General features: G+C 38.5%; 20 protein-coding genes. 9 read left to right on the top strand and 11 right to left on the bottom strand.

Annotation, left to right across the window (positions count from 1 at the left end):
- Positions 1-100: 100 nt before the first annotated feature.
- From sfnG to RI196_RS01530, 7 genes are all read right to left on the bottom strand, one after another.
- A complete protein-coding gene (gene sfnG / locus RI196_RS01560; RefSeq protein WP_063386537.1) occupies positions 101-1,177 on the bottom strand; it encodes a dimethylsulfone monooxygenase SfnG in 1,077 nt (358 codons plus the stop codon).
- A 522-nt stretch (positions 1,178-1,699) separates the two neighbouring features.
- The gene (locus tag RI196_RS01555) at positions 1,700-2,173 is read right to left on the bottom strand and encodes a PCYCGC motif-containing (lipo)protein (RefSeq protein ID WP_311066781.1); all 474 of its coding nucleotides are present in this window, start codon (positions 2,171-2,173) and stop codon (positions 1,700-1,702) included.
- A gap of 472 nt (positions 2,174-2,645) precedes the next feature.
- Positions 2,646-4,007: a branched-chain amino acid transport system II carrier protein gene (brnQ, locus tag RI196_RS01550; RefSeq protein WP_063386535.1), complete on the bottom strand. Its 1,362-nt coding sequence runs from the start codon at positions 4,005-4,007 to the stop codon at positions 2,646-2,648.
- A 320-nt stretch (positions 4,008-4,327) separates the two neighbouring features.
- Entirely contained in the window at positions 4,328-4,804 is a 477-nt protein-coding gene (locus RI196_RS01545; RefSeq protein WP_063386534.1) for a flavin reductase family protein, read from the bottom strand.
- 360 nt (positions 4,805-5,164) lie between these two features.
- A complete protein-coding gene (locus RI196_RS01540; protein WP_311066780.1) occupies positions 5,165-6,004 on the bottom strand; it encodes a DUF6574 domain-containing protein in 840 nt (279 codons plus the stop codon).
- A gap of 103 nt (positions 6,005-6,107) precedes the next feature.
- Positions 6,108-7,421 carry a beta-N-acetylhexosaminidase gene (nagZ, locus tag RI196_RS01535; protein ID WP_311066779.1) on the bottom strand — a complete coding sequence of 438 codons (1,314 nt, stop codon included), beginning with the start codon at positions 7,419-7,421 and terminating at the stop codon, positions 6,108-6,110.
- Positions 7,418-8,818, bottom strand: a complete 1,401-nt coding sequence (locus RI196_RS01530) for a zinc ribbon domain-containing protein (RefSeq protein ID WP_158640151.1) — start codon at positions 8,816-8,818, stop codon at positions 7,418-7,420. Before RI196_RS01530 ends, nagZ begins: the two co-directional genes overlap by 4 nt.
- Positions 8,819-9,190: 372 nt before the next feature.
- On the opposite strand from RI196_RS01530, the gene RI196_RS01525 reads away from it, so the two are divergent.
- Genes RI196_RS01525 through RI196_RS01515 form a run of 3 tightly spaced genes read left to right on the top strand, consistent with a single transcriptional unit; the run spans position 9,191 to position 12,520 of the window.
- Complete coding sequence (locus RI196_RS01525; protein WP_063386531.1) at positions 9,191-10,234, top strand: nucleotidyltransferase family protein; 1,044 nt, start codon at positions 9,191-9,193, stop codon at positions 10,232-10,234.
- Positions 10,231-11,448 carry a glycosyltransferase family 4 protein gene (locus RI196_RS01520; protein WP_063386530.1) on the top strand — a complete coding sequence of 406 codons (1,218 nt, stop codon included), beginning with the start codon at positions 10,231-10,233 and terminating at the stop codon, positions 11,446-11,448. The genes RI196_RS01525 and RI196_RS01520 overlap by 4 nt, the downstream gene beginning before the upstream one ends.
- The gene (locus tag RI196_RS01515; RefSeq protein ID WP_063386529.1) at positions 11,429-12,520 is read left to right on the top strand and encodes a hypothetical protein; all 1,092 of its coding nucleotides are present in this window, start codon (positions 11,429-11,431) and stop codon (positions 12,518-12,520) included. Before RI196_RS01520 ends, RI196_RS01515 begins: the two co-directional genes overlap by 20 nt.
- 172 nt (positions 12,521-12,692) lie before the next feature.
- Here RI196_RS01515 and RI196_RS01510 read toward each other — a convergent pair whose 3' ends face one another.
- Both RI196_RS01510 and RI196_RS01505 read right to left on the bottom strand, forming a co-directional pair.
- On the bottom strand, positions 12,693-13,121 hold the full coding sequence (locus RI196_RS01510) for an SRPBCC family protein (protein ID WP_066250478.1): 429 nt from the start codon (positions 13,119-13,121) through the stop codon (positions 12,693-12,695).
- A gap of 177 nt (positions 13,122-13,298) precedes the next feature.
- On the bottom strand, positions 13,299-13,796 hold the full coding sequence (locus tag RI196_RS01505; RefSeq protein WP_207225788.1) for a 2,4'-dihydroxyacetophenone dioxygenase family protein: 498 nt from the start codon (positions 13,794-13,796) through the stop codon (positions 13,299-13,301).
- Between the two features lie 254 nt (positions 13,797-14,050).
- Between RI196_RS01505 and RI196_RS01500 the strand changes: the two genes are divergently transcribed.
- Entirely contained in the window at positions 14,051-14,257 is a 207-nt protein-coding gene (locus tag RI196_RS01500) for a hypothetical protein (protein ID WP_130157517.1), read from the top strand.
- 308 nt (positions 14,258-14,565) lie between these two features.
- On the opposite strand, the gene RI196_RS01495 is transcribed toward RI196_RS01500, so the two are convergent.
- Both RI196_RS01495 and RI196_RS01490 read right to left on the bottom strand, forming a co-directional pair.
- On the bottom strand, positions 14,566-15,777 hold the full coding sequence (locus RI196_RS01495; RefSeq protein WP_130157519.1) for an MFS transporter: 1,212 nt from the start codon (positions 15,775-15,777) through the stop codon (positions 14,566-14,568).
- Between the two features lie 828 nt (positions 15,778-16,605).
- Positions 16,606-16,998, bottom strand: a complete 393-nt coding sequence (locus RI196_RS01490) for an aminotransferase-like domain-containing protein (protein WP_242513800.1) — start codon at positions 16,996-16,998, stop codon at positions 16,606-16,608.
- Positions 16,999-17,387: 389 nt separating this feature from the next.
- On the opposite strand from RI196_RS01490, the gene skfA reads away from it, so the two are divergent.
- The 5 genes from skfA (at position 17,388) to skfF (ending at position 22,673) form a co-directional block, all read left to right on the top strand.
- Positions 17,388-17,555, top strand: a complete 168-nt coding sequence (gene skfA / locus RI196_RS01485) for a sporulation killing factor (RefSeq protein WP_063386524.1) — start codon at positions 17,388-17,390, stop codon at positions 17,553-17,555.
- A gap of 207 nt (positions 17,556-17,762) precedes the next feature.
- On the top strand, positions 17,763-18,998 hold the full coding sequence (gene skfB, locus RI196_RS01480; RefSeq protein WP_117017014.1) for a sporulation killing factor system radical SAM maturase: 1,236 nt from the start codon (positions 17,763-17,765) through the stop codon (positions 18,996-18,998).
- Positions 18,995-20,494: a CPBP family intramembrane glutamic endopeptidase gene (locus tag RI196_RS01475; RefSeq protein ID WP_232515641.1), complete on the top strand. Its 1,500-nt coding sequence runs from the start codon at positions 18,995-18,997 to the stop codon at positions 20,492-20,494. The genes skfB and RI196_RS01475 overlap by 4 nt, the downstream gene beginning before the upstream one ends.
- 15 nt (positions 20,495-20,509) lie before the next feature.
- Positions 20,510-21,232: an ABC transporter ATP-binding protein gene (locus RI196_RS01470; RefSeq protein ID WP_117017012.1), complete on the top strand. Its 723-nt coding sequence runs from the start codon at positions 20,510-20,512 to the stop codon at positions 21,230-21,232.
- On the top strand, positions 21,225-22,673 hold the full coding sequence (skfF, locus tag RI196_RS01465; protein WP_311066778.1) for a sporulation killing factor system integral membrane protein: 1,449 nt from the start codon (positions 21,225-21,227) through the stop codon (positions 22,671-22,673). Before RI196_RS01470 ends, skfF begins: the two co-directional genes overlap by 8 nt.
- Positions 22,674-22,675 lie beyond the last annotated feature (2 nt).

The following is a 22,675-nucleotide window of genomic DNA, read 5'->3' as shown; positions in this document are numbered from 1 at the left end:
GAGACTCCTCATTTCTTGATGTTGAATGCCCAACATCATTCGTATTCATTTGTTAGTTGTTCCGAAAGCTTACTCATTTCGAGTCTTATGCTTCTTTATATTAGTTGGCTAGGATTCCCTCCAATTTTGCTTCTTTTTCTCTTACGAGCGGAATGACTTTTTCACCAAAGGCTTTTAAGTCTTCATCGTAATGTAAAAATCCTGTCAAAACAATATCGACTCCTATTTTTTTCAGCTCAATGATGCGATCCGCCACTTGTTCTGCCGTTCCAATCAAACCTGTTTTGAAACCGTCATTATATTGCACAAGATCTTCGAAGGTGGATTCCGCCCACATTCCTTCACCTTCAGGAGAGGCTTTCCCTGCGAATTTCACTTGACTTTCAAAGCCTTCCACAGCTTCTTTATCTGCATGTAAAACAATATCTTTTAAAACTTGTTTTGCTTCTTCTTCTGTATCACGAACAATCACGAAGCCATTAACACCGAATTGGATGTTTCTTCCGTTCGATTCAGCCAATGATTTCACATGATCAATTTGCTTTTTCAGATTTTCCAGCGAGTTTCCATTCATGAAATAAACATCTGAAACTCGTCCAGCCATTTCTCTTGCTGCTTTCGAGTTTCCGCCTTGGAAAATTTTCGGGATATTAATAGGTTTAGGCTTTAATGGCGCTTCATTTATACGATAAAAATCTCCTTTAAAAGTAGTGGTTTCCTTTGTCCACAAATCTCGTAGAACCTGTATAAATTCTTCAGACCGTCGATAACGTTCATCATGGTCTAACCACGGTTCCCCATAACCGATAAATTCATTTTTAAACCATCCGCTGACAATATTAATTGAAGCACGGCCATTACTGATATGATCAATCGTTGAAATAATTTTTGCTATGACACCTGGATGCCATAGGCCGGGCAGCACAGCTGTAATAATGTTTAATTTTTTGGTACTAGCGGCAAGTGCAGAAGCAAGCGCAGCGGCTTCTAATTGTTTTTCAGCTCCGTAGCTGGCGAAAAATCTTGTTTGCAGCAGGACGTAATCAAAACCATTTTCTTCAGCTATTTGTGCATAACGTTTGTTATCCTCAAATGACCAGCCTGTTTTCTGTGGCAGATTAGAGATCACAAGCCCTCCACTAACGTTTGGCGCCCAATAAGCAAATTGTAAACCCATTGATTTTCCCTCCTTAAATTTTAATAAAAAAGGCTCATATCAGATCCTAATATTAGGAACTGATATGAGCCTCTGGCGGTCCAGTGGGCAACCGGATAAAAGTAAAAGATTTAAGTATGATATTAATTCCATTATTCCTATTTGTCAAGTATGTTTTTAAAAATTTCGACTTTTCTTGCTAGTTTTATTAGATCAGTCCTTAGAATTAGACATGAGGGAAAGGCAGAATGGAAAATGGGTCATGGAGCGAAAGGGAATATGATTATATATAATGGAGCAGGGAAATAAATAATTCTTTCTTGGAAAGCGTGGAGGATCGGTCAAAAAAAAAAAGCCGAAGGAGCTTTCTCCGACAATTTTATTATGTAAAAATAACAAAAAAACAGTATTGATGGATATTCAAGATTAAATGTCTAATCACAAGCCTTTTTCCATCATGATCAAGTCCTGAGGACAAAAACAGTTTCGACAAAGCATAAAACATAGAAAAGATGAAACCAATAATTGGTCTCATCCTTTTCTTTATAACGGCATTGGTGTGTCTGTCGGGTTCGCATAGCCTTCTTTGTATTTTTCAACTATATATTGGCGAATTTCTTTTACCGTTTTTCCATCTTGCTTCATTTTGATTGCTTCTGCTGCAATTTCTAAGCAGACGTTGCAGCGTGTTCCATGGTCATCCCATACAACAGAACCATTTTGATTTACTTGCTTAACAAAACAATTTAGACTGCTCCGATGTCCGGCATGGTCGCCGCAGCCACAATAACAAGGAATCCATTGCAGCAGCTCCATTGATTTTCCGGCTGCTTGATAGATGATTTGAATGTTTTCGCTATATTCATTTAAAAAGGTCGGCAGTTCATCCCTTGAAGCAGTTGTTTCCCACAAGTCGCCATTCGGCGCGTGCTCCATGGTTGATTGTTCTTTATTTGAACTGCAAGCAGAAATGATTATTGTAATAAATAGTAATACCAATAATTGTTTGGCTTTCACAACGTCACACTTCCTTTTATAAAGTGTAATGAAATCCTTCTTTTCTGTTCATCAACTAATCACAAATTGCATTCAGCTGCCGAACATAGAACCATCTAGCGGCCGATGTTACCCTTACAATATATATTCCTATTTCCCTTCCTTAAAGTTTTTCTCTCAATTAATAAAGTCTAATGAACGGCATACATCTTCAAAGCTTCTGATATCATTCCATTATATTGTAAAGGGGATACTTCTAGCAGCTGCTAAAATATCCTTTATTTTTAAATCCGAACTTGCGAAGGGTGGATAGACTTTAACCTCTACAAAAAAAATACCATAATCACTAAATAATAAAAAGAATCTTCCTTTACTTTATAAAAAATTGTCAATGGTCAAGTTTGATCAAAAAAAGGAACCTTCCTTAAGAAAGTTCCTTTTTTATAGCTTGCAAAAATTCAAACTATTCTTTCTATTATTATAATAGAACATTTTACGCTCTAACAGTTGATTTGGCCTGAACCCTTCCGACAATACCTGTAATAATAATGACAATGATCGCTGGAATAAACCAGCCGAGTCCTTGATTATAAAATGGCAATACTTGTTCATAGAACGAAACAATCGGTACCATCCATCCGAAATAATCAATTCCAAGTGAATTACATAATGATTTCAAACCATCAAAAATACTAATTAAAAATGTAACTCCAGTCGTTGAAGCATATACAATACGAGCATGATTGAAAAACGGCGACAAGAACGTTAATAACATCAAAACAATCGCAAGCGGATAGATGAACATTAAGACAGGGATAGAAAATGAAATAATGTTCGTTAATCCAAAGTTTGCTATTACAAAAGTAAGTAAGCTAAAGAAGACAACCCACGTTTTATAGCCGATTTTCGGAACCAACTTATGAAAATATTCAGCATTCGCCGTTATTAAACCAATGGCAGTCGTTAAACATGCAAGAATGATAATAATAGCCAGCATAATTAAGCCGAATGTGCCAAAATAGTGTGAAGCCGCTTTGCTGAGAACTGGTCCGCCTGTTTCAAAAATTCCGAAAGCTTCTGTACTTGTTGCTCCTAAATAAGCAATTCCTATATAAATCAGTGCAAGCAGTGAAATGGCAACAGTTCCTGATTTTGCTGTAGCTTTCATAATATCTTTTTTTGATGTTACACCTAATTTGCGAATGGCATTGATCACAATAATGCCAAATACAAGTGATGCAAGGGCGTCCATTGTATTATAGCCATCTATAAAGCCTTGAGCGAACGCATGAGTTTTATACACTCCTTGCGCTGAACCAATATCCCCAATAGGATTCACAACTACCATAAATAAAAGTATGGCAAGAAGAATCACAATTCCAGGCGCTAGAAGTTTTCCAACATTATCAACAATTTTAGCCGGATATAAAGAAAACCAAAAAGTCACAGCAAAAAATAGCAGTGTATAAATAAGCAATCCAACCTGATGAAATTCCTCTGCAACAAACGGCGCAATACCGACTTCATACGCAACAGTTCCAGTCCGCGGTGCTGCAAAAAAAGGACCAATTGTTAAATAGAGCAATGATGTGAGAAAGACGGCATAAGTCGGATGAACTCTACTAGAAAGCTCTTGTAAATCACTGCTTCCAGAAAAACTCATCGCAATAATCCCGAGGAACGGCAATCCGACTCCAGTAATAATAAATCCAGTCACAGCAAACCACAGATTCTCCCCGGCATTTTGTCCAAGCTGAGCTGGAAATATTAAATTCCCCGCCCCAAAAAATAGGGCAAACAACATAACACCAATAACAGTAAGTGATGAAAATGATAGCTTGTTATCCTTATCCATAATTATTGATCCCACCATGAGAAATTTTTTAAAATTAATTTATTAAAATAATTTACATGATTCGTACAATAAGTCGTATTATACTATTTTTTTATGAAAATTTCAATGAATTCATATACTTATAATACGTACATTCACTTGAAAAAAACGCTTGAAGCAGGCGAAAATGAACGCCCGCTTCAAATAATCGTAAGTCATCATCGCTTATTCTTTAAAATCTTGCTTCAATCTTTAGCCGAACAAAACTATATTCTTATTTTTTGTCTCAAATAATAAAATTTGCAGGTCTTTTTAACCGGAACATTATTCTTATAAAAAGTTTAGCCTCCATAATAGAAACCGGTTTCTTTCAATGTTAGCGGATCGCCTTCCCGATGCACGCCGGCATTGATCACTTCACCGACGTAAATATAGTGGTCACCTTTTTCTATTTTTTCCACCACTTTACACTCAAAAAAGCTCAACGCATCTTTAAAAATCGGGCATCCTGTTTCTTCCGTATAAAATTCGTATCCAGCCAGCTTGTTTCCTTCCGGTTCAATGGATCGGAAAAAGGCAGTAACCATGTCCTTCTGACCCGTCTCCAAAATATTGACGCTAAATACTCCGCTTTTGGCAATTTGTTGTTGTGAACGTGTACCCGCTTTTGCGGCAACTGCAACTAAAGGCGGTTCAAAAGAGGTTTGCGTCAACCAATTTCCAGCAAATCCATTGGCACCGTTTTCATCTTTCGTTCCGACAATGTACAAGCCATATGTAATTCCACGTAAAGCCGTTTTTTTCGCCTTTGCATCCATGTTGAGCATCACCTTCCTTTGAAAACAATTTTTTGGATTGTTTTGGTATTTCCTTTAGCTTCATTTTAGGCAAACGATTAAAATATGTCCAGTTTCAGCTTATAGTTTGCCTAGAATATCGGCCAATTGTTCCATACTGCTTCCAATTTTCTCATAACGGCTTAACTTAAAGTGTCATATCATACAATAGATGAAAATCAGCCTATTAACATATGAAACGCTGGTATGCGGCGGGCATACCAACGCAGAAGGTGATCTGATGCTTTTAAGGCTTAACGGTACTCATTGTGTAAGTCTATATTGTATGAAAATTAAAGCAGCTAATATTTAGATTCGTTCAAAATGTTTAATGTCACTCCATCACCAAAAATATCTCCATTGATCAACAATTCTTCCCATTGCCGAATCAGCCAATATACCGATAAAAATCGCAAACACGATGGAAAATATAGCAACATAGATAAAAAATGAGTATAAAGGATCTATTCCTTTTGAATATTTCGTTAGCAGTACACTTATCAAATAATATGGAATTAAAACGATCGCAAGCAAAAGTGAAATGATCAGCACAATGTTTCCATAAACATGGGATTTTAACAAAACTAGCAATAACGCGATAAGCGAAACAATGATCGCAGTGGTAAGATGTGCTCCATATATAGCTGTTACCTCTTGAAAAGATGCACTTGATCCAAACAATTTATTAACAATGAACATACACAATAACACGAGCGCAACAATAAGAAAAACAAATATAAAAACATGAAAAAATACCGAAATATACGAAGGTCCATCATAAAACTCATTTATCAGTCCTTGAGTACCATGAATTGCCGATTTAAATAGATTGCGGACAAAAACGCTAACCGTTAGTGTGACAATGAACACAAATAAAATAATGCTGATAAAGCCATTCACCCATTCATTTTTTTCTTTGCCAAAAATGGATGACGGATGTTTCAAAAAATGAACGAAATAGCTTCCATATACTTTTGACTGCTTTTTAACCTTTTCTACATGTTCATTCATTTGCGTGGAAGCTGCTTGGCCATAAGACGGTTGGGGATTTCTGTTAATTGAAGCCTGATCCCCGCCGCCTCCTGCTGTTTCTTGTAGATTTGGATCATTATTCAATTTTGCCCCGCATTTCCCACAAAAATTTCCTTTTTCTTGTTCATTTCCACATTGATGACAAATCATTTTCCTCTATTGGTCCTCCTCTATTGATTGGTATATCATGGGCAGCCGCCTACAATCGGCTTGCCCAAACATTGAATGAAGATCTTCTACGAATTTAATTGAATCACTGTTCCTTTGTATTCATCCAATTTTCGATCAGTGTTTTATGCTCCTTGCTTCCAACTGTTTCTTTCGCATATTGCGGATCAACGATCGGATTTTGAATAGTGGATAATTTATGGATTAGCACTCTTGTCACCGCTTCGTTGATGCGCTTTTCTTGAATTTTTCCGTCTTTCACTGCTTTCACTAAGCCATTATAAACCTCCACTTGATGCTCATATTCATGGCAAACAAGCAGCAAATCCGCTCCGGCATTAATCGCTTCGATTGCCATATCTTCATATGAATAATATTTATTTACTGCGCCCATTTCAAGATCATCCGTGACAACAATTCCTTTATACCCCAGCTTTTCCCGAAGCAGCTTTTGAATCATAACAGAAGATAAACTTGCTGGTTTGCTAGGATCATAACTTGGATATTTAATGTGAGTCATCATAATGAAGAATTGATTGTGATCTGTATTTTCAATGAGCTTTTTAAATGGATAAATATCGGAATTCTCCAAATCCAATTTGTCCGCTTTTACAGAAGAAGTGTCAATATGCGGATCAACACTGCTTCTTCCGTTGCCGGGAAAATGCTTGAGCGTTGCTGTAATCTTCGCTTCATGCAATCCTTGAACCACTTTTGCACCATACGTATAGACCGCTTCCGGATTTGTACCAAAAGATCGGCTGTCAGTCTCTGACAAATCCAAAACGGGTGCAAAATTTAGATGAAATCCCATGGCAGCCAATTCCCTTCCGTTCAGAAGAGCAATATCGTACACCGCTTTTTCATTTGCAGCTTGCCCTAGCTTCTGTTGGGACGGGATGGGAGACACTTTTTCTCTCATCCGCAAAATGTCTCCCCCTTCTTGGTCCACTCCGATCATAAGCGGCACTCCAAACCGCTTTTTCAGCGCGAGCCTTTGCAAAGAATTATTTAATTGCGCAACTTGTTCCGGAGTCTCCATGTTGCGGTCAAACAAAATGACAGAACCGATATGTTTGTTTACGATTAAATCGGTTATTTCCTCGTCTTTTTCCGTGCTTTTAAAGCCCACCATCAAAAGCTGGCCGACCTTCTCGCCCAAAGACATATCATCCACTATTCTAGCTGCTTTTTCTTCGACCGTTTCTTCTTTCTTATCGTTTTTTTCTTCTTGCAAAGCTGCAACATTACCCGCTTCTTTTACTTCCGGTTCTTCATGCTGGTCTTGAATCTTTGTTTTTTGATTTTCCTGAAAGAGCGGCAATTTCGGGATTGATATAATGGCAAAAATACTCAAAATAAATATGGCGAAAATGAGAAGCAAAGATTTCCATTTCATTCCGTTCTAGTATTTAGCTTTTTAATTTCAGGCGTTGCTAATTTCCAGCCGTCTGATTCCTTCACTAAATACCATTTCCCTCCCCATTCTTGTACTAATGTGGAGCCGTCGTCCTGTTTGTCATAAGAAGTTAATTGAAAACTCACTGTCGCTTGATCATTTTCTATACTTTCCACACTTACATTCGTAACTTCATTTTTAAAATTGTTTTTTAGCCCTTTAGACCATTTTTCATAGCTAATTTTACTGCGACGGCTTGAGGAAAACATTGCATATGCAGTTTCGTAGTCACCGCTTGAGATACTAGTATAATGGCTCATAATCACATTTTCGATCTCCGATTGTTCATCATGATAGTCTTTTAATGAATCTCCAACATCTTCGAAATCTTCCATTGGAATTTCTTGTTCAAATAATAGATCAATCGTTTCCCCGGCTTCTTTAATTGTCTTTTTATTGCTTTTCACCGTACCATCAGCAGTTTTTATTTCGGCATGAAGCGTCATCGAACCGTCTGTTGCAACTGGTCCAAACTCTTCTACATCCGAAATTTTTAAACCTGTGCTCTTTCCATTGACGAATAAAGTGGCATCTTCAATATTTGAATATAAATATACATAATCTCCAGTTAAATCAAAATTTATGTACACTTTATTTTCTTCTGCATCACTTGGCGAAACTTCTTCCACTTGCTTTACGTCTGCGTATTCTCCTTTGTATACTGCTTGCACTTTATGATTGATTGGCAAAAACGGCCCGTAAGTCCGTTCTTCGTCTTTTTTTATAGGTTCATATTTTTTTCCATCTATGTAAATATGGCTATCATGATTTGCCGTTACGACAATATATAAATTTTTAGGTATGAGTGCATAATAGTCAAAAAATAACCATTTTTTTCCTAATTTATTGATCGAAATATCTGCATCTGTATGCTCAGGAAATGCCCCTTTTTCATAAATAACGGCTTCTTTATGCAAGCTATTTTTCAGTTCAGAAAATTCCGATGGGTTCATTTGATAATGGTCAATTAATTGTTTGGCCACTTTTTCATCTATTTTTATATCCGATTGCTTCGAGTTTAGTAAATGAGCCACTTTTTTTGCATCATGATTGTTGATCGCTAGAATAAAATTTTCCGCCAGTTTTGTCGGTTTATAGACCGATTTTACAATAAAAAATGAACTTGCAATTACTAAAATTAATAGAACTCCAATACTTGCAAAAATCTTAGATTTTTTCGTTGCCAGCACCGGTCTTCTTGATCCTGATCCCTCCCCTGCCTTCATTACATTTTGCGATTGTACGGCGTTTTGTGATTCTACGACTTTCGCGCCGCAATTCGTACAAAATGTTTGATTTTCTTCTAATCGGTGTCCGCATTGTTGACAATAGTTCAACGATATCACCTGCTTTCTTCATAAAATTCAAGGAGATTATATCATTTCATAAGGCTTTTGATAGATTTTCTGAATAATTAGACATTAAAACAAACAGCACTCTTCTTAGAGGTTTTTCAAACATTTTTTAAGCTTCTATCAATCGGAGTAGAGACTTTAAACAAAAGGGTGTTATATTTGCCCCTTTTTTCATTAAGTATAGTAAAACCCCCGACTGAGTTGAAATTCATACATTTTACTTATATAAGAAATTTTGTTATAATATTTATTAGCAACCAGTAGGTTTGAGTGCTAACAATATACACCACTTTCATTTTTCATTCATCCATCTGTTATGAACTTCATAATCATAGACTAATGGAGGGATGACAAATGAAAACATTACTGTTAGCTGGTGGTTTAGGAACACGTTTACGCCCATTAACTGAAAATTTGCCGAAACCGATGGCACCCATTGCTAACCGGCCATGGCTCGAACACCTCATCACTTATCTTCGCGATCAAGGAATCAACCAATTCGTAATAGCCTCACATCACTGTTCAGATGTCATAAAAAATTACTTCGGAGACGGCAAACGTTTCGGTGTAGACATTGAGTACTCTGATGAAACACATCAAATGGGAACAGCAGGAGCTATCAAAAATGCTGAAAGATTTTTGAAGGAAAGATTTCTTGTTGTAAATGCCGACATTGTTCACTTGCCAAACTTGATTCCTCTTCTTGAATTTCATGAACAAAGCGGCGGGATCGCCACAATTGCACTGACGGAAGTAGATGACCCTTCTTCTTACGGTGTCGTTCAACTGGACGATTCCAGCCGGATTTTGCGTTTTGTTGAAAAGCCTCGTCGTGAAGAAGCACCATCAAATTTGATCAATGCTGGTTTGTACATTCTTGAACCAGAAGTAATGCGCTACATTCCAGCAGGACGTGAAGTTTCTATCGAACGTGAAACATTTCCCACCCTTATTCAAAAAAGCAAAAGTGTATACGGAAAAATAAGCAGCGGTTACTGGTTTGATATGGGAACACCAGAACGTTACCGGAAAATTCATTGGGACGTTCTTGAAAATCGGAACCCGTTGCCTACTCGCGGAAATCAAGTTCAACCGGGCGTTTGGTTAGGAAAAGACACCAAAATCGGATCTGGCGTCCGCTTTATCCCTCCTGTTTTAATCGGGGATAATGTCGAGGTAGGCGATCAGTCAGTAATTGGCCCGTTTGCAGTGATTGGTGATCATTGCCGCATTGGCTCCAAAGTGCATTTTTCAAACTCTATTCTTTGGGATCAATCAAGCATAAGCGATAATATTCGTGTCAACAACAGTATTATGGCTTACAAGACATTCTTAAATGAAGGTAAAGTGTACGACAACTTGATCTTGAACCAATATGAGAGGGTGATGCAAGCATGAGTCGAATTGCATATGTCAGCACATATCCTCCGCGCCGCTGCGGTATTGCTACCTTCACTGAACATGTATTTACAAACGTAAGCGCTGCTGGCAAACGCGGTAATCGTGATCCAATCATTGTACTTTATAATGAAAATGATGACAGAAATGTATATGAAAATAATCCGAGATTTTGGCCTTTGCCAATGCAAGATCGTTCAGCTTATGTGAAGATGGCCAAACGGGTCAATCGAAGCGATATTTCTGTTGTAGTTTTGCAGCATGAATTCGGCATTTTCGGCGGTGAAGCGGGAGAGTACATAGTCGACTTTGTACGCGCATTAAATAAACCGCTCGTCACGACGTTTCACACGATTTTCTCTGATCCTAAGCCGCCATATCGGCAAGTCCAGCAGGAAATCGCCGATTTAAGCGACGCTATAGTCGTCATGAACCGCAAGGCTGTCTCTTATTTAGTCCGAGCGTATAATTTGCCCGAAAATAAAATTATCTACATTCCACATGGATCGCCTAAACCTCGAGATAACGAGCGGGTTCAGCTTCGCCGCCAGCTGGGATTTGAAGGCAGAAAAGTATTGCTTACATTTGGATTACTGAATCGCGGCAAAGGAATCGAGTCTCTAATTTCAGCCCTCCCAGAAGTTGTCCGTGAAGTACCGGAAACGTTATATATTATCGCGGGACAAACGCATCCTGAAGTGAAAAAGCGGGAAGGAGAATCATACCGTGAAGAGCTGCAAAACATGATTCGTCAGCTCGGATTAGAAGAGAATGTCCGAATGATTGACCGTTACTTTAATGAAGAGGAGCTCGTCTCCTACTTAACAGCGTGTGACCTATATGTAACTCCTTATCCGGGCTTGCAGCAAATCACAAGCGGAACGCTGGCTTATGCCGTTGGAATAGGTCGTCCGATTCTCTCCACGCCATACGAGCATGCGCAAGATTTATTAAAAGGCTGTGAAGAACTGCTTCTTCCGTATGGCGACATCAAAGCATGGGAACAGCGATTAAAAGAGCTATTAATGGATGACAATGCATTACACCAATGGGAAAATCGAATTCGGCAGATTGGAAAGGCAACCCATTGGCCAACTGTCGGGATGCAATATTTGAAGCTGTTTGCCAAAATCGGCGAAATGGACTTGGATGAGAAGGGTGTGAAAGAGCCGAACGAAAGCGTGGTGAAACACGTTGCCCCAACCAAATATTAATTTTGATCATTTGGAACGTTTAACTGACGATACAGGGTTGATCGAGCATTGCCTCGGCCGGATTCCGCGCCGTAAAGAAGGATATTCAACAGACGACAATGCGCGCGCCCTTTGGCTATGTATTGAATGGATAGAGCTTCTTCAAGATGAACCGTCTGAATTGAAGAGACTCTACGGAATGCTTGATCGGTATTTAGCCTTTTTGCTTTGGGCTCAAAGGGATGATGGATGGTTTCATAATAACTTTTATTATGACCGAACACCTGAATCGGAAACTCGTTCTGAAGATTGTCTTGGTCGATCAGTTTGGGCAGTGACAATGGCCTATTTAAAACTTAATGACAATGCCCGCCGCTATGTGGCAGCAGAAATTTTGCGCAATGCCCTTTCTGCATGCCGCAAGCTTCGTTTTGCCCGCAGCCAAGCATGGGTGCTGGCCAGTTGCAGCAAACTGCTCATGGAAAAGAAAAACAGCATTTCCTCTCTTGAAATAGCAGAAGATGAACTTAAACAATTGGCAGAAACATGCGAACATAGTTTATTAACAGCATACAAAGAGCACCGAACGGAAGATTGGCATTGGTTCGAAAAACAAATGACATATGCCAATGGAATTTTGCCTTGGGGATTATTTTTATCCTATCGATACAACCGTCGCAATGAAACATTGCGAATTGCCAAAGAGAGTCTTGATTTTCTCATCGAAAAGATGGGCGGATTCAACAGCTCCTCCATTCGTCCAATCGGCAACCGGGGTTGGTGCAGTCGCCACAATCGCGCCGACTGGGATCAGCAGCCCATCGATGTTATGAAACTAGCTTTAGCTGCAAACGAAGCTTATCATATTTTGGATGATTCTGCTTACTTACAAGTTGTACTGCGCTGCCGAGACTGGTTCTATGGCGGAAATGACCATCACATTCCTTTAGTCGATCCTAGCGATGGCAGCTGCTGTGACGGTCTGAACTCCGATGGCCCTAATCAAAATCGGGGCGCGGAATCAACTCTTTCCTATTTAATGACTGAAGCTTTAGCACATCCGCTAAAATTGGAAGTATTCGAAAAGATTTAATAAAAAATCTTTTTTTCAGTTGTTCAAAAAAGTGCAGCCGCCTTTTCCTCTATTCTTCGGACGATATGGCGATTGCATTGGGGAGATCATCATCTCCCTAATTTTTTTGCTGTTTTCTTTTCCTCCAAGTTATTTCCTCGAGCTGGATCTGAAAACGTAAATGAATTTTTTGTTATTCCACAACCTTTTGCAATTTTTTTAAAATGTTCATCCAGCCATGATTCATCCGTTCACGAACAACAGAGCTTTTTTCATTTACTTTAGGCAGCACATCGTCAGGATGCTTCCATCCGCTGTGAATAAGAGTAAATTCAGTTTTATCCCCTAAATCCTTCAAAATAAATGAAACAACCCAGCCTTCTGTATCCCATGTGAAAGAGAGGCGGTAAGGCGGTTCAAGTTCTACCACTTTACATGGAGACGGCCCGAAAGGAGATTGCAGATGGAATTCATGTCCCAGCTTTGGCTGAAAATCATTTGGCATGAACCATGACGCAATCCCCTCTGACGTAGCCGCCGCCTCCCAAACTTTTTCAATTAAGGCTTCTAATACAATTGATTGATGAATGTCTTGTAATGGATTTTGATGATTTTTTTCCATAGTCTTGCTCCTTTTTACATCATTTAGTTTCAAATTATATGAAACCACAAGGTATTATGTCAAATGCACTGACTCATGAAATAGAAATTCTTAGATATAAATGAAAAAAACCGTTCCGAACTAGAACGGTTCTTTATATTTGTAAACGCTATCATTTTTTGTATTAATTTCAAAGGATCATAAAAACAAATCTTTATTAATGGGCAAATTATTTTTCTCGCAATAAGTTAAGTAATGATCGATAAACCAAAATACATCTACCGTTTCAATGATACGGTCTTGATCATCGAGAAATTCAAGCGGTCCGTTTAAATGAAACACAGTTTCCATCCCTTCGTCGGAAACGAGTGTATGTGTCCTGCCCGGACTTTCTCGAATAAAATCTCCCGGTTTTGCGATCCAGTCGTATTCTTTGTAGTACCAGCTTCCTTTAATTACATAACCAGTGACAGGACCTCGGTGGCGATGCCTGCCAAGTGTACCGCCAGATTCAACACGAAGAACATTGACGGAAGTATTGCTGCGAATATCAAAAGACAAATGGCGTATCCAAACGTTTTCTACAAACGGGACCCATGGCGAAGTTTCTAAAGAAGAATGAATATAACCTTCAGAAAGTGCAAATTGGTCTCGCCTCACATCTATTCTTTTTTCCACCTGTACATAATGATCCACAATATCCCCCCGCACCTTTTTATTTTTCTTTTAAAACAAGGTGAAAAAATTCACTAAATGTATATGATTTCTTCATCCAAATATGACAAATTCTTTTTAGTCTAGAAGAAGGAAAGGTACTGCTAAAATTTACAATAATTAACATATTTGGTTATAATCTAATATGAATAAAAATTATTCATCTTTATCATTTCATTTAGTTCATTTTCTCCCCTGCTTTATGGGCATATGCAAAAATAAAGATCAAAACAGAGGTGAAAGCAAATGAGAATAAGCTTAAAAGCAAAAATGTTGTGCGGATTTCTTTTGCTGAACAGTCTGCAGCAGGAATTGAACAAACATCTGCCGCATCCGAACAGACGAACAGCTCGATGGAGGATATTTCAGTAAATTCCATGAAGTTGGCAAATCTGTCAGAAGAGCTCAACGGGTTCGTTCAACAGTTTAAACTATCTAACTAATTTCTAATACCAATTATTTCAAGCTGGTCGAATACGTTTCATGCGAATGGCATGCCAAAATACAAAAAAAGGACAGCCTTTGATTAAAGAGGCTGTCCAAAAATCCGTAAACGCCCAAGCGATCGCGCTTTATTTTCCTTGTACGACGGCTTCAATTGAACTTCGGCGCCAGCAAATGATCCATTCCCGCACTGTTTAAAAAAGTTACGGGTTGGAATCAATTTTCCCAACGAGAATAGATTTTTACAAGCCTATTCATCTTGTCACTTCGGTCTAAAAAAGGTGAGAAATAACAACAGTTCTTAGCGTTAACTAGACGACTTGGATTTGGCCAGTTTCGTATTTTTCAATGACTTGTTTTGCCAAAAGACAGTAATAAAAAGTGTAAACACTAATAAAATGCATCCTAAAATGAAAGGATACAAAATTTGAATATCATATAATATTCCCGCCAACATCGGCCCCAATATATTTCCTATACTCATATAGGCGTTGTTTAACCCCATGGCAAAGCCTTGTTCATTTCCAGCCATCTTTGAAATAAGAGTGTTCAAAACAGGACGCAAGATGGATGTTGCAAGAAAAATCAAGAGGGTGATGACAAAAAACAGAGAATAGCTGTCGGCAAACAATGAAAGGAAAAATCCAATTGCAACTACGCCTAAAAAGAAATTTAAAACGGCTCCTTCCCCAAAGCGGCCGACAAGCTTATCGACCACAAACAACTGCACAATCACACTTATCAGTCCAGTTAATGTAACCATCCAAGCAATTTCTTGCGGTGTTGCCCCAAACTGATCATCCATATATAACCCGATGACAGATTCATAAGCCATTAAACCAAAGCTCATAACAAGAGTAATAATCAACAGCATAAAATAAGGCTTATGAGCGGACGAAACCAATTTTTTTAACATCGGCTCATCATTGATTTGCGTTTTTTGTTCCGAGGTATGTTGTTGTTCAACACTTTCTTTTAAAACTGTTAATGAAAAAATAACAGCAGCTAAAGAGACGATCGTTGCAACAAGAAAAGGCATTTTCAACCCAAAATCAGCAAAGAAACCGCCAACCCCTGGTCCTATTACAATCCCAAGCGACATGGCTGCTGATATGAAACTGTTGCCTTTAGCCCGCTGCTCAATTGTCGTAATATCGGCAATATAAGCAAAAATAGCGGGTACCAGAAGCGCGGAGCCTATCCCTCCGACTACACGCGAAGCGTACAGCCACCAAATGGAATCAAATGCGTAAAAGATAAACATAGAAACAGTTAAACCGATTAATCCTAAAACAATCATTTTTTTCCGTCCATACTGATCTGTCCATTTCCCTGCAATTGGAGAAAACACAAGCTGGGCTCCTGCAAATATTGCGACCATTAAACCAGCTGCCGTACCGCCTTGACCAATGGACTCCAAATAAGCAGGCAATATGGGGATAATAATGCCGAAGCTTCCAATAGTTATAAACATGTTAATCATTAAAATAATCATTTTTCTCCACTGAGACATTGACATAGTGAGTACCTACGCTTTCTTCCGGTCTATTTCAAGCACATAGAAAACCTGCTATTCCGTTTTCTGGACAGCAGGTTTATTCTACAGGCATACTGCGGTGATTTGTATTTAGCATTTTCAAACACATACTAATCCTATCCAGAAAATATATTCGCTTCCTTAAAAATGCAGCTTAAAGATAGAATTAGTTAGTCATATCCAAACCATCATCCTTCCGCTTTTTTACAGATTTATAATATCTTATAACATCAAACAAATCAAATAAAAATTTAAATTCAATGCAGGCAACATAATGCTGAAAAGGGAAAAAACAGAAATCCCGACCGAGAGCCTGAGGAAAAAATCCGAGCGTTGAAAAAGAAACTCGGCATAGACGGTACGAATGAAAGCAAAATGATGTGCCATCAACATAAAAACTAACGTATATTATAATCAATACAGGCATTTAAACTTAGCAGACGCACTATCCGGCATGCTTTAAGATCCGCTGTCTTTCATTCTACTTGAAGTAAAATGTATTCGCTTAGAATTTGAAGATCCAGCGAAAACTCAAAAGGGCAAAATACATGTGGTTTTGCATGATACCAACTTTTTCCCCGTTTTGTTCGGGGGCTGTCTATGATAATTCATTTGATGAAATAAAATCCTCTGAAATTGATTCATTTGAAACGAATTTTTAGCACATAAAAAAACCCCCTCAAAGTTGTGAGAGAGTTTAACCCCTTAAACAAACGTTTGATTAAAACCCTGCATGACTTAAAGTCCCAGCAAACTTACCTCCATAAACAGCACTCTCATCAAATTTTGTATTTGGTCAATATTATCGTTTCATGGGCATGTTTGGACAATTTTATTATCGACATTTAAAATGAATATCCTACATGTTTTCATCTTCATCAAACGTTTAGATGCCCCACGATGAATACCTCCCTGCCTTAATCTAAAAATGCCTTCCGCAATTTCTTCTTTTGTTAAATTTCCATATCCTAAAATAATTTTGTTTTGATGGATTCCTTTTTGAATAGCATGAACTTCTACAGGATAAATTTTCACTTTATGCTTCTTCATTATTTCATTTACTACTTGATTAAAAACACGATGTTTTGAAATTGCGACTAAATGCAAACCGGTGGAATCGCCAAAAATTTTAACTGTGTCGCCAAATTGTTCAGTCAAACATTTTTTTACATAGTCACGCCGCGCTTTATATATTTTTTTCATTTTCCTGTTGTGGCGCTCTAAATGCCTTTCATCAATGAAACGCTTTATAACTGAAAGGGCTGAGGTGAAGGAAGTGGCAAGGTCTTCATATGGATTTGAGTTTATACAAAAACCGTAGCGTAAATCGCTAATCGCTGGATGGATGATAAGGCTTACCGGTTGCTGAAACGGACATCCTGTATCAAAAGGCTAATAAGCATGAAACTTGTATCAATAATAAACAGCTCTTGCACCTATACAAGCTGTTATGAAATCTTTATATTAAATTTTCAAAAATTTATAACAAAATGACAATTTATTTCTTACTTCGACATTATCGCTATGCTAAATTTTAAACAGTTATATTTTATTCCAATAATGACCATTTTTAATTGGAAGGAGATGGGATTATGGAGAAGCAAAAAAAACAGTGGGAGCCAACAGCTATCAAGGAACTGAAAAAGCCAGCAGGCACCTCGATTGTGAAAGCGGCTGGATGTATGAGCTGCTGGGCCTCAAAAAGTATCTCGATGACTAGAGTCTGCTGGCTCCCACATCCGGCAATGCGCCTGCTATAACCATTATATTCAAAAGGATTGCAATGGAGCAGTTTTTTAACTGCTCCCTAAAGTAAAGGAGTAGTGGCAGTGAAGCGCACCCATCCAATGTCATATATATACAGATTTGAGAAACAAAGTTAGAAAACGTGTCGAAAAAAAATTTTTTGACACCCCTGAAAATGGCTACAACCATTGATATATCAACATTTATAGAGGGAGGATTTTATGTCAAAATTGTTAGAAACGGCAACTAACACTTCACCAGAATTTGCGATCCACTTCCAACCTCATGGGGCCATTTTGCTTGACAGAAAAAGCATGTTCTATTTTAGACTTAGCGGCAGGGGAACAGAATTAGCTTTAATGCTTGCCAAAAATAACAGTGTTCAAAAAACGGCAAGAATTTGGGAGATTCTTTCAAAAGAAAAGGTAAGTGAGGAAGAATTAAATAACGAGCTAGATTCACATCCATTTACATCAGCGTGGAAAAAAGGCCTGCTAAATCACCCTTTGATGATCACCGGATCTACAGAGTACTATTTGCCAATCAGCTGCACCCTTCAATTAACAAATATGTGCAATTTGAAGTGTCCTTTCTGTTATGCAAGCTCAGGAAAACCGTATCCAGATGAACTATCATCTTCCCAATGGATAAAAGTGTTGCAAAAACTCGCATCTCACGGTGTAGCTGACATCACCATTACAGGCGGAGAAGCAAAGCTAACAAAAAATTTCTTGAAAATCATTGCCACAGCCAGTTCTTTATTTACGAACGTCAACCTTTTTAGCAATGGCCTAAATTGGCGCGACGATGAGATTGAACTGATCAGCCACTTGGGAAATGTCAGTGTCCAAATAAGTATAGATGGAAACAGCAGCACCCATGACAAGTTAAGAGGGAGAGAAGGAGGATTTTCCGAAAGCTTGAAAAATGCCGAACGTTTTGCTCAATCATCGGTTCCCGTCCTCATTGCTATGACTGTTAACCAACTCAACTACAAAGAAGTTTATGAAGTAATCGAAAAATCGGTGGAAGTTGGCGCAGTTGTATTTCGTGCGGGTCAAACTATTCCCGTAGGCAGAGCATCTGAATATCAAGACATGACAAGCGAAATGAAGGAGAAAGTAAAGCAGCAGTTGGCAGACGCCAAAAAAAGATGGAGTGATCAAATCATTATTATGGATTGGGAAGACCACCATCAAAATGATAGTCTTACAGATTTCTGCACGCCGGGATTTTTGTCATGGTATATTCGTGCGGATGGACAAGTTACACCTTGTCAAATTGAAGATACATCCCTTGGAAACGTCTTAAAAAACAGCATGCAGGAGATCGGTTCACCGGAAAGGCTAATGCAAGCGAAGCGACTTGCTAAACAATGTAGATGTATAGGAAAGATAGAATTACCTGAAGCCGATTTGCCTTTTACCATTCAAAAAGAAGCTGAGGTTAAACCATGATGACGACCATCATCCATTTATTATGGATCATCCTTCCTATTGCAGGAACCTTTCTGTTTTACAAATTCAAACCAAAAACGTACGAATCGCTATTATTACATAAAAAAGAAGCTCGGGAATTGGCAGTGCAATTCATTAAACGGTATTCCGGCATTGATGTATCAGATTGGGATTTTTATGCGATGTATTGGTACGACCGAAATACCGTCAATATGCTGCATCACCTAGGATTGTTAAGCAAAGTTCGCCATATTTTATATCATTGGGGTTTAGTCGAATCATGGAGAATTAGATTCGTTCGAGAAAACCGATCAGTCATCATTGGCATCAATTCAAATGGAGAAATTACGTTTTACACCGCGAACCTGTCAAAGAAAGAAATGGCGAAACATAAAGGCGCTTTTTCCTCTCCGGAACAATTAAAAAAAGAGCTTGCCGTCTCAGATAATGGATTATGGGCTGCATCTCAATTCACAGGTGCAGGCAGAAAAGAAGAAGACTTGGAAAATATTGAAACGTACTGGTATATTGCCGAATCTCAACCAGTAAGAATGAAAATAACGGTTGAAATCCATAACGGGCAAATATTCTATATCGGTTCAGAACAAGAGATATTGACAGAAGACATCGAAACAGCGGTTAAGAAAGAGCAAATGGAATCTACCTTAAATATGACGGGAGTATTAGCGTCATGCCTGGCCGTTATTGCAGCGATCATCATCCTTATCAACCTTCGCCAAAATGCCGGCATCACTGCAAGCATCTTGCTGGGGGCGGTTCTATTCTTTTGTAACATCATAACAATAAAAGAAGACATTCAACTGAGCATCGTCAATACTTATGATTCCCGCCTCAGCATAAAAACGGTTTATGCTCTTGGAATCTTATCGGCAATTTTAGCAGGATTGGCCACAGGTTTCGTCGTATATATATGTTCATTGGCAGGGCACTCTTTGAGTAATGTTCTCCAAATAGCTTTTTTTGATAATGCTGTATGGCAGTTTTTCGTCGGCTTAAGTGTCGGCATCGGCTGCTTAGGTTTTTTTTCAGCAATTTTTTCATGGCTGGAAGAGAAAAATTGGCTGCGAATTTCTCCCGAGTTGTCCAATCGTACCATTTACTTGTCAGGCTTTACATTTAAACAAGGATTAAGCATCGGCCTGCAAAGTTCCATTGCAGAGGAAACAGTCTACCGTTTGTTGATCATTCCGACGATATGGTGGTTGAGCGGCAATTGGGCTTTGGCGATCATCATTTCCTCCATTCTATGGGCCATTATGCACCAAGGAACAGGATTTCATCCCAGATGGATCAGATGGATCCAATTAGTGATCTTTGGCATTATACTGGGATTCTTTTTCATCCAGTTCGGTTTTCTGTCCTCCTTAACCATTCATTTTATTTACAATTTTATTCTTGTCATGAAGCCGCTTTGGGATTACACTTTCCAGAAAAAATTGAAGGCCAGTGAAACCTTCAAACAACCCTCAGTATAACAATGGAGGAGAGGCATGAAGATCATCCAAGTAACCAATTTGAAGAAAAAATATCGTAACGGTGATGGTGTAGAAGATATAACTTTTTCCGTTCATTCAGGAGAAATCGTAGCCTTATTAGGGCCAAACGGGGCAGGTAAAACAACAACCATTAGGTGTCTCGCTGGATTATACACCCCTGATGATGGGACGATCAAAATTGCGGGGCATTCCCCTGGTACGGTTGAAGCGCAGCAATCCGCTTCGCTAATTCCGGATCACCCATATTTGTACCCTACCTTAACCGTAGCGGAACATTTGCAATTTCGCGCCAGAGCCTTCAAAGTTGAAAAAAAAGACCTTCAAAAAAAAGTTTATGAAGCTTTAAAAGCGGTAAATATTGAATCGTTGGCGGATCGATTAAGCGGGCAATTGTCAAGGGGACAAAAGCAAAGGGTTATTTTGGCTGGCGCCATTATACAAAACGCTTCTATATATATATTGGATGAACCAACAATCGGTTTGGATATTTCTTCCAAACAATGGCTTGCCAACTGGCTTGTCCGTAAATCAAAACATCATAGCGCCATTCTCATATCCACCCACAGCCTCGAATTTGTATTGGAAACGGCTAATAGAGTGTTATTAATTCGAGAAGGCCGTATTGTAAAAGAAATGGCCGTACCAAAAAACAACGAAGAATATCCAGCCTGGAAGCAAGAAGTCATACGCAGTTTAGGGGATTGGTCAAATGATTAATATTTGGTCATTTTTGTTCCTTCAAGCGAAAAGAGAAATCGATAGCCAAAAACACGGGATAAAATTCTTTCTGTTCATTTTTGTTTTATTTATATGGTTTTTTCTGTTTCAACTTGAATGGGGGGCTAATTCCAGAAGTTGGGACATTGCCTATACAGGATGGATTTGCTCAGGAATTTTTATTGTCATGACCATTTTTGGGCTGCTTTCCAACCGCATACCTGGGCTCATGCAAGACGTCATATGGCTTTATACCGCCCCTTATTCTTTCACTAAAATCGTTTATTCCATATTATTATGGCGATTGTCTTGGAAAGGGTTGCTCTGTCTTCTCTCAGGAATCACAGCTGATGCCGTTTATTTTTTGGCAGGAAATCCATTTGGCCGGTTAACAGCACAATCAATCCGATTACTTTGTCTCATTGTTTTATTAGAATCATGGATAATGGCTATGTCCTGTGCCAGAACTGTAAAAGGAACAAAAATTGCTTTCTCCTTTGTTGCCTTCATTCTCACCGTTATATATGGTATTGCTCTCTATGGTTCTTTTTTTCAAGCCAATGAATTGATTTGGCAGAAGTATATTAGCCACCATATCGGCTTTATCGGCTATTTATTTACAAACAGCTTTTTGCTGCAAGGGTTTCTTGCCTTTCTAATCATGATCGCCCTTTCGTTCATGATTATTCGAATAACAACGAAAAAATCGGAATGCAAAGAAAAATTGGTAAAAGAAGCTGATTTTTGGGCGGAGTTTCAAGATCATCAAACCGATTTTTTTAAAAACAGCCTGAAAGAGATGCACACATGGTGGGGGCTGAAAGGATTAAACGGTATTTTTTCTTTCCTTTGGCTCGAAATATTGCTTGCCAAGAAATACATTTTTTTTCATGCTACTCATTTGTTTGTTCTTCTCATCTTAGTTCCCGTTTTCATTGCAAAAAACATTTATTGGTTTTATATTTTGGTCGTTTTAACAATCGGAGCTTTTTTCAGCAGTTCCTACTATTCAGGATTAATTAGACATGCAAAGTCTGGAGATCTTTTTTTGCTGCCGGGAAAACTATGGAAAAAAGCATTGCTGCTGGAAGGCTCGAATACCGCTTGGATCTTTCTATTTTATCTTTATTGCGTGGGTATGTGGCATTTCCATTTCAACACTGCTTTTACAGATTTCCTTTCATTTAGTTTGTACGGGCTTGGAGGATACATGCTCATGCTTTCCATCCGCTGGGCGGCATTTGTTAGAACATATAAAAAAGACCCCTCTCTCAGCCTGATTTCATACTATAAAAATTTTGCTTTCATTTGTATGGGGAGCACCCTTTGTTACATCCTTTTGTTTTTTCTTTTCAAAAACCTTCTTTTCTATTGGCTGCCTCTTTTCATGATCGTGTTAAGCACGATTTTATTCTTATCTTTCTATCAATATGAACGTTGAAT

The organism is Aeribacillus composti (assembly GCF_031760945.1).
GTDB classification, from domain to species: Bacteria; Bacillota; Bacilli; order Bacillales; family Aeribacillaceae; genus Aeribacillus; species Aeribacillus composti.
This window is presented reverse-complemented; position numbering and strand designations above follow the sequence as displayed.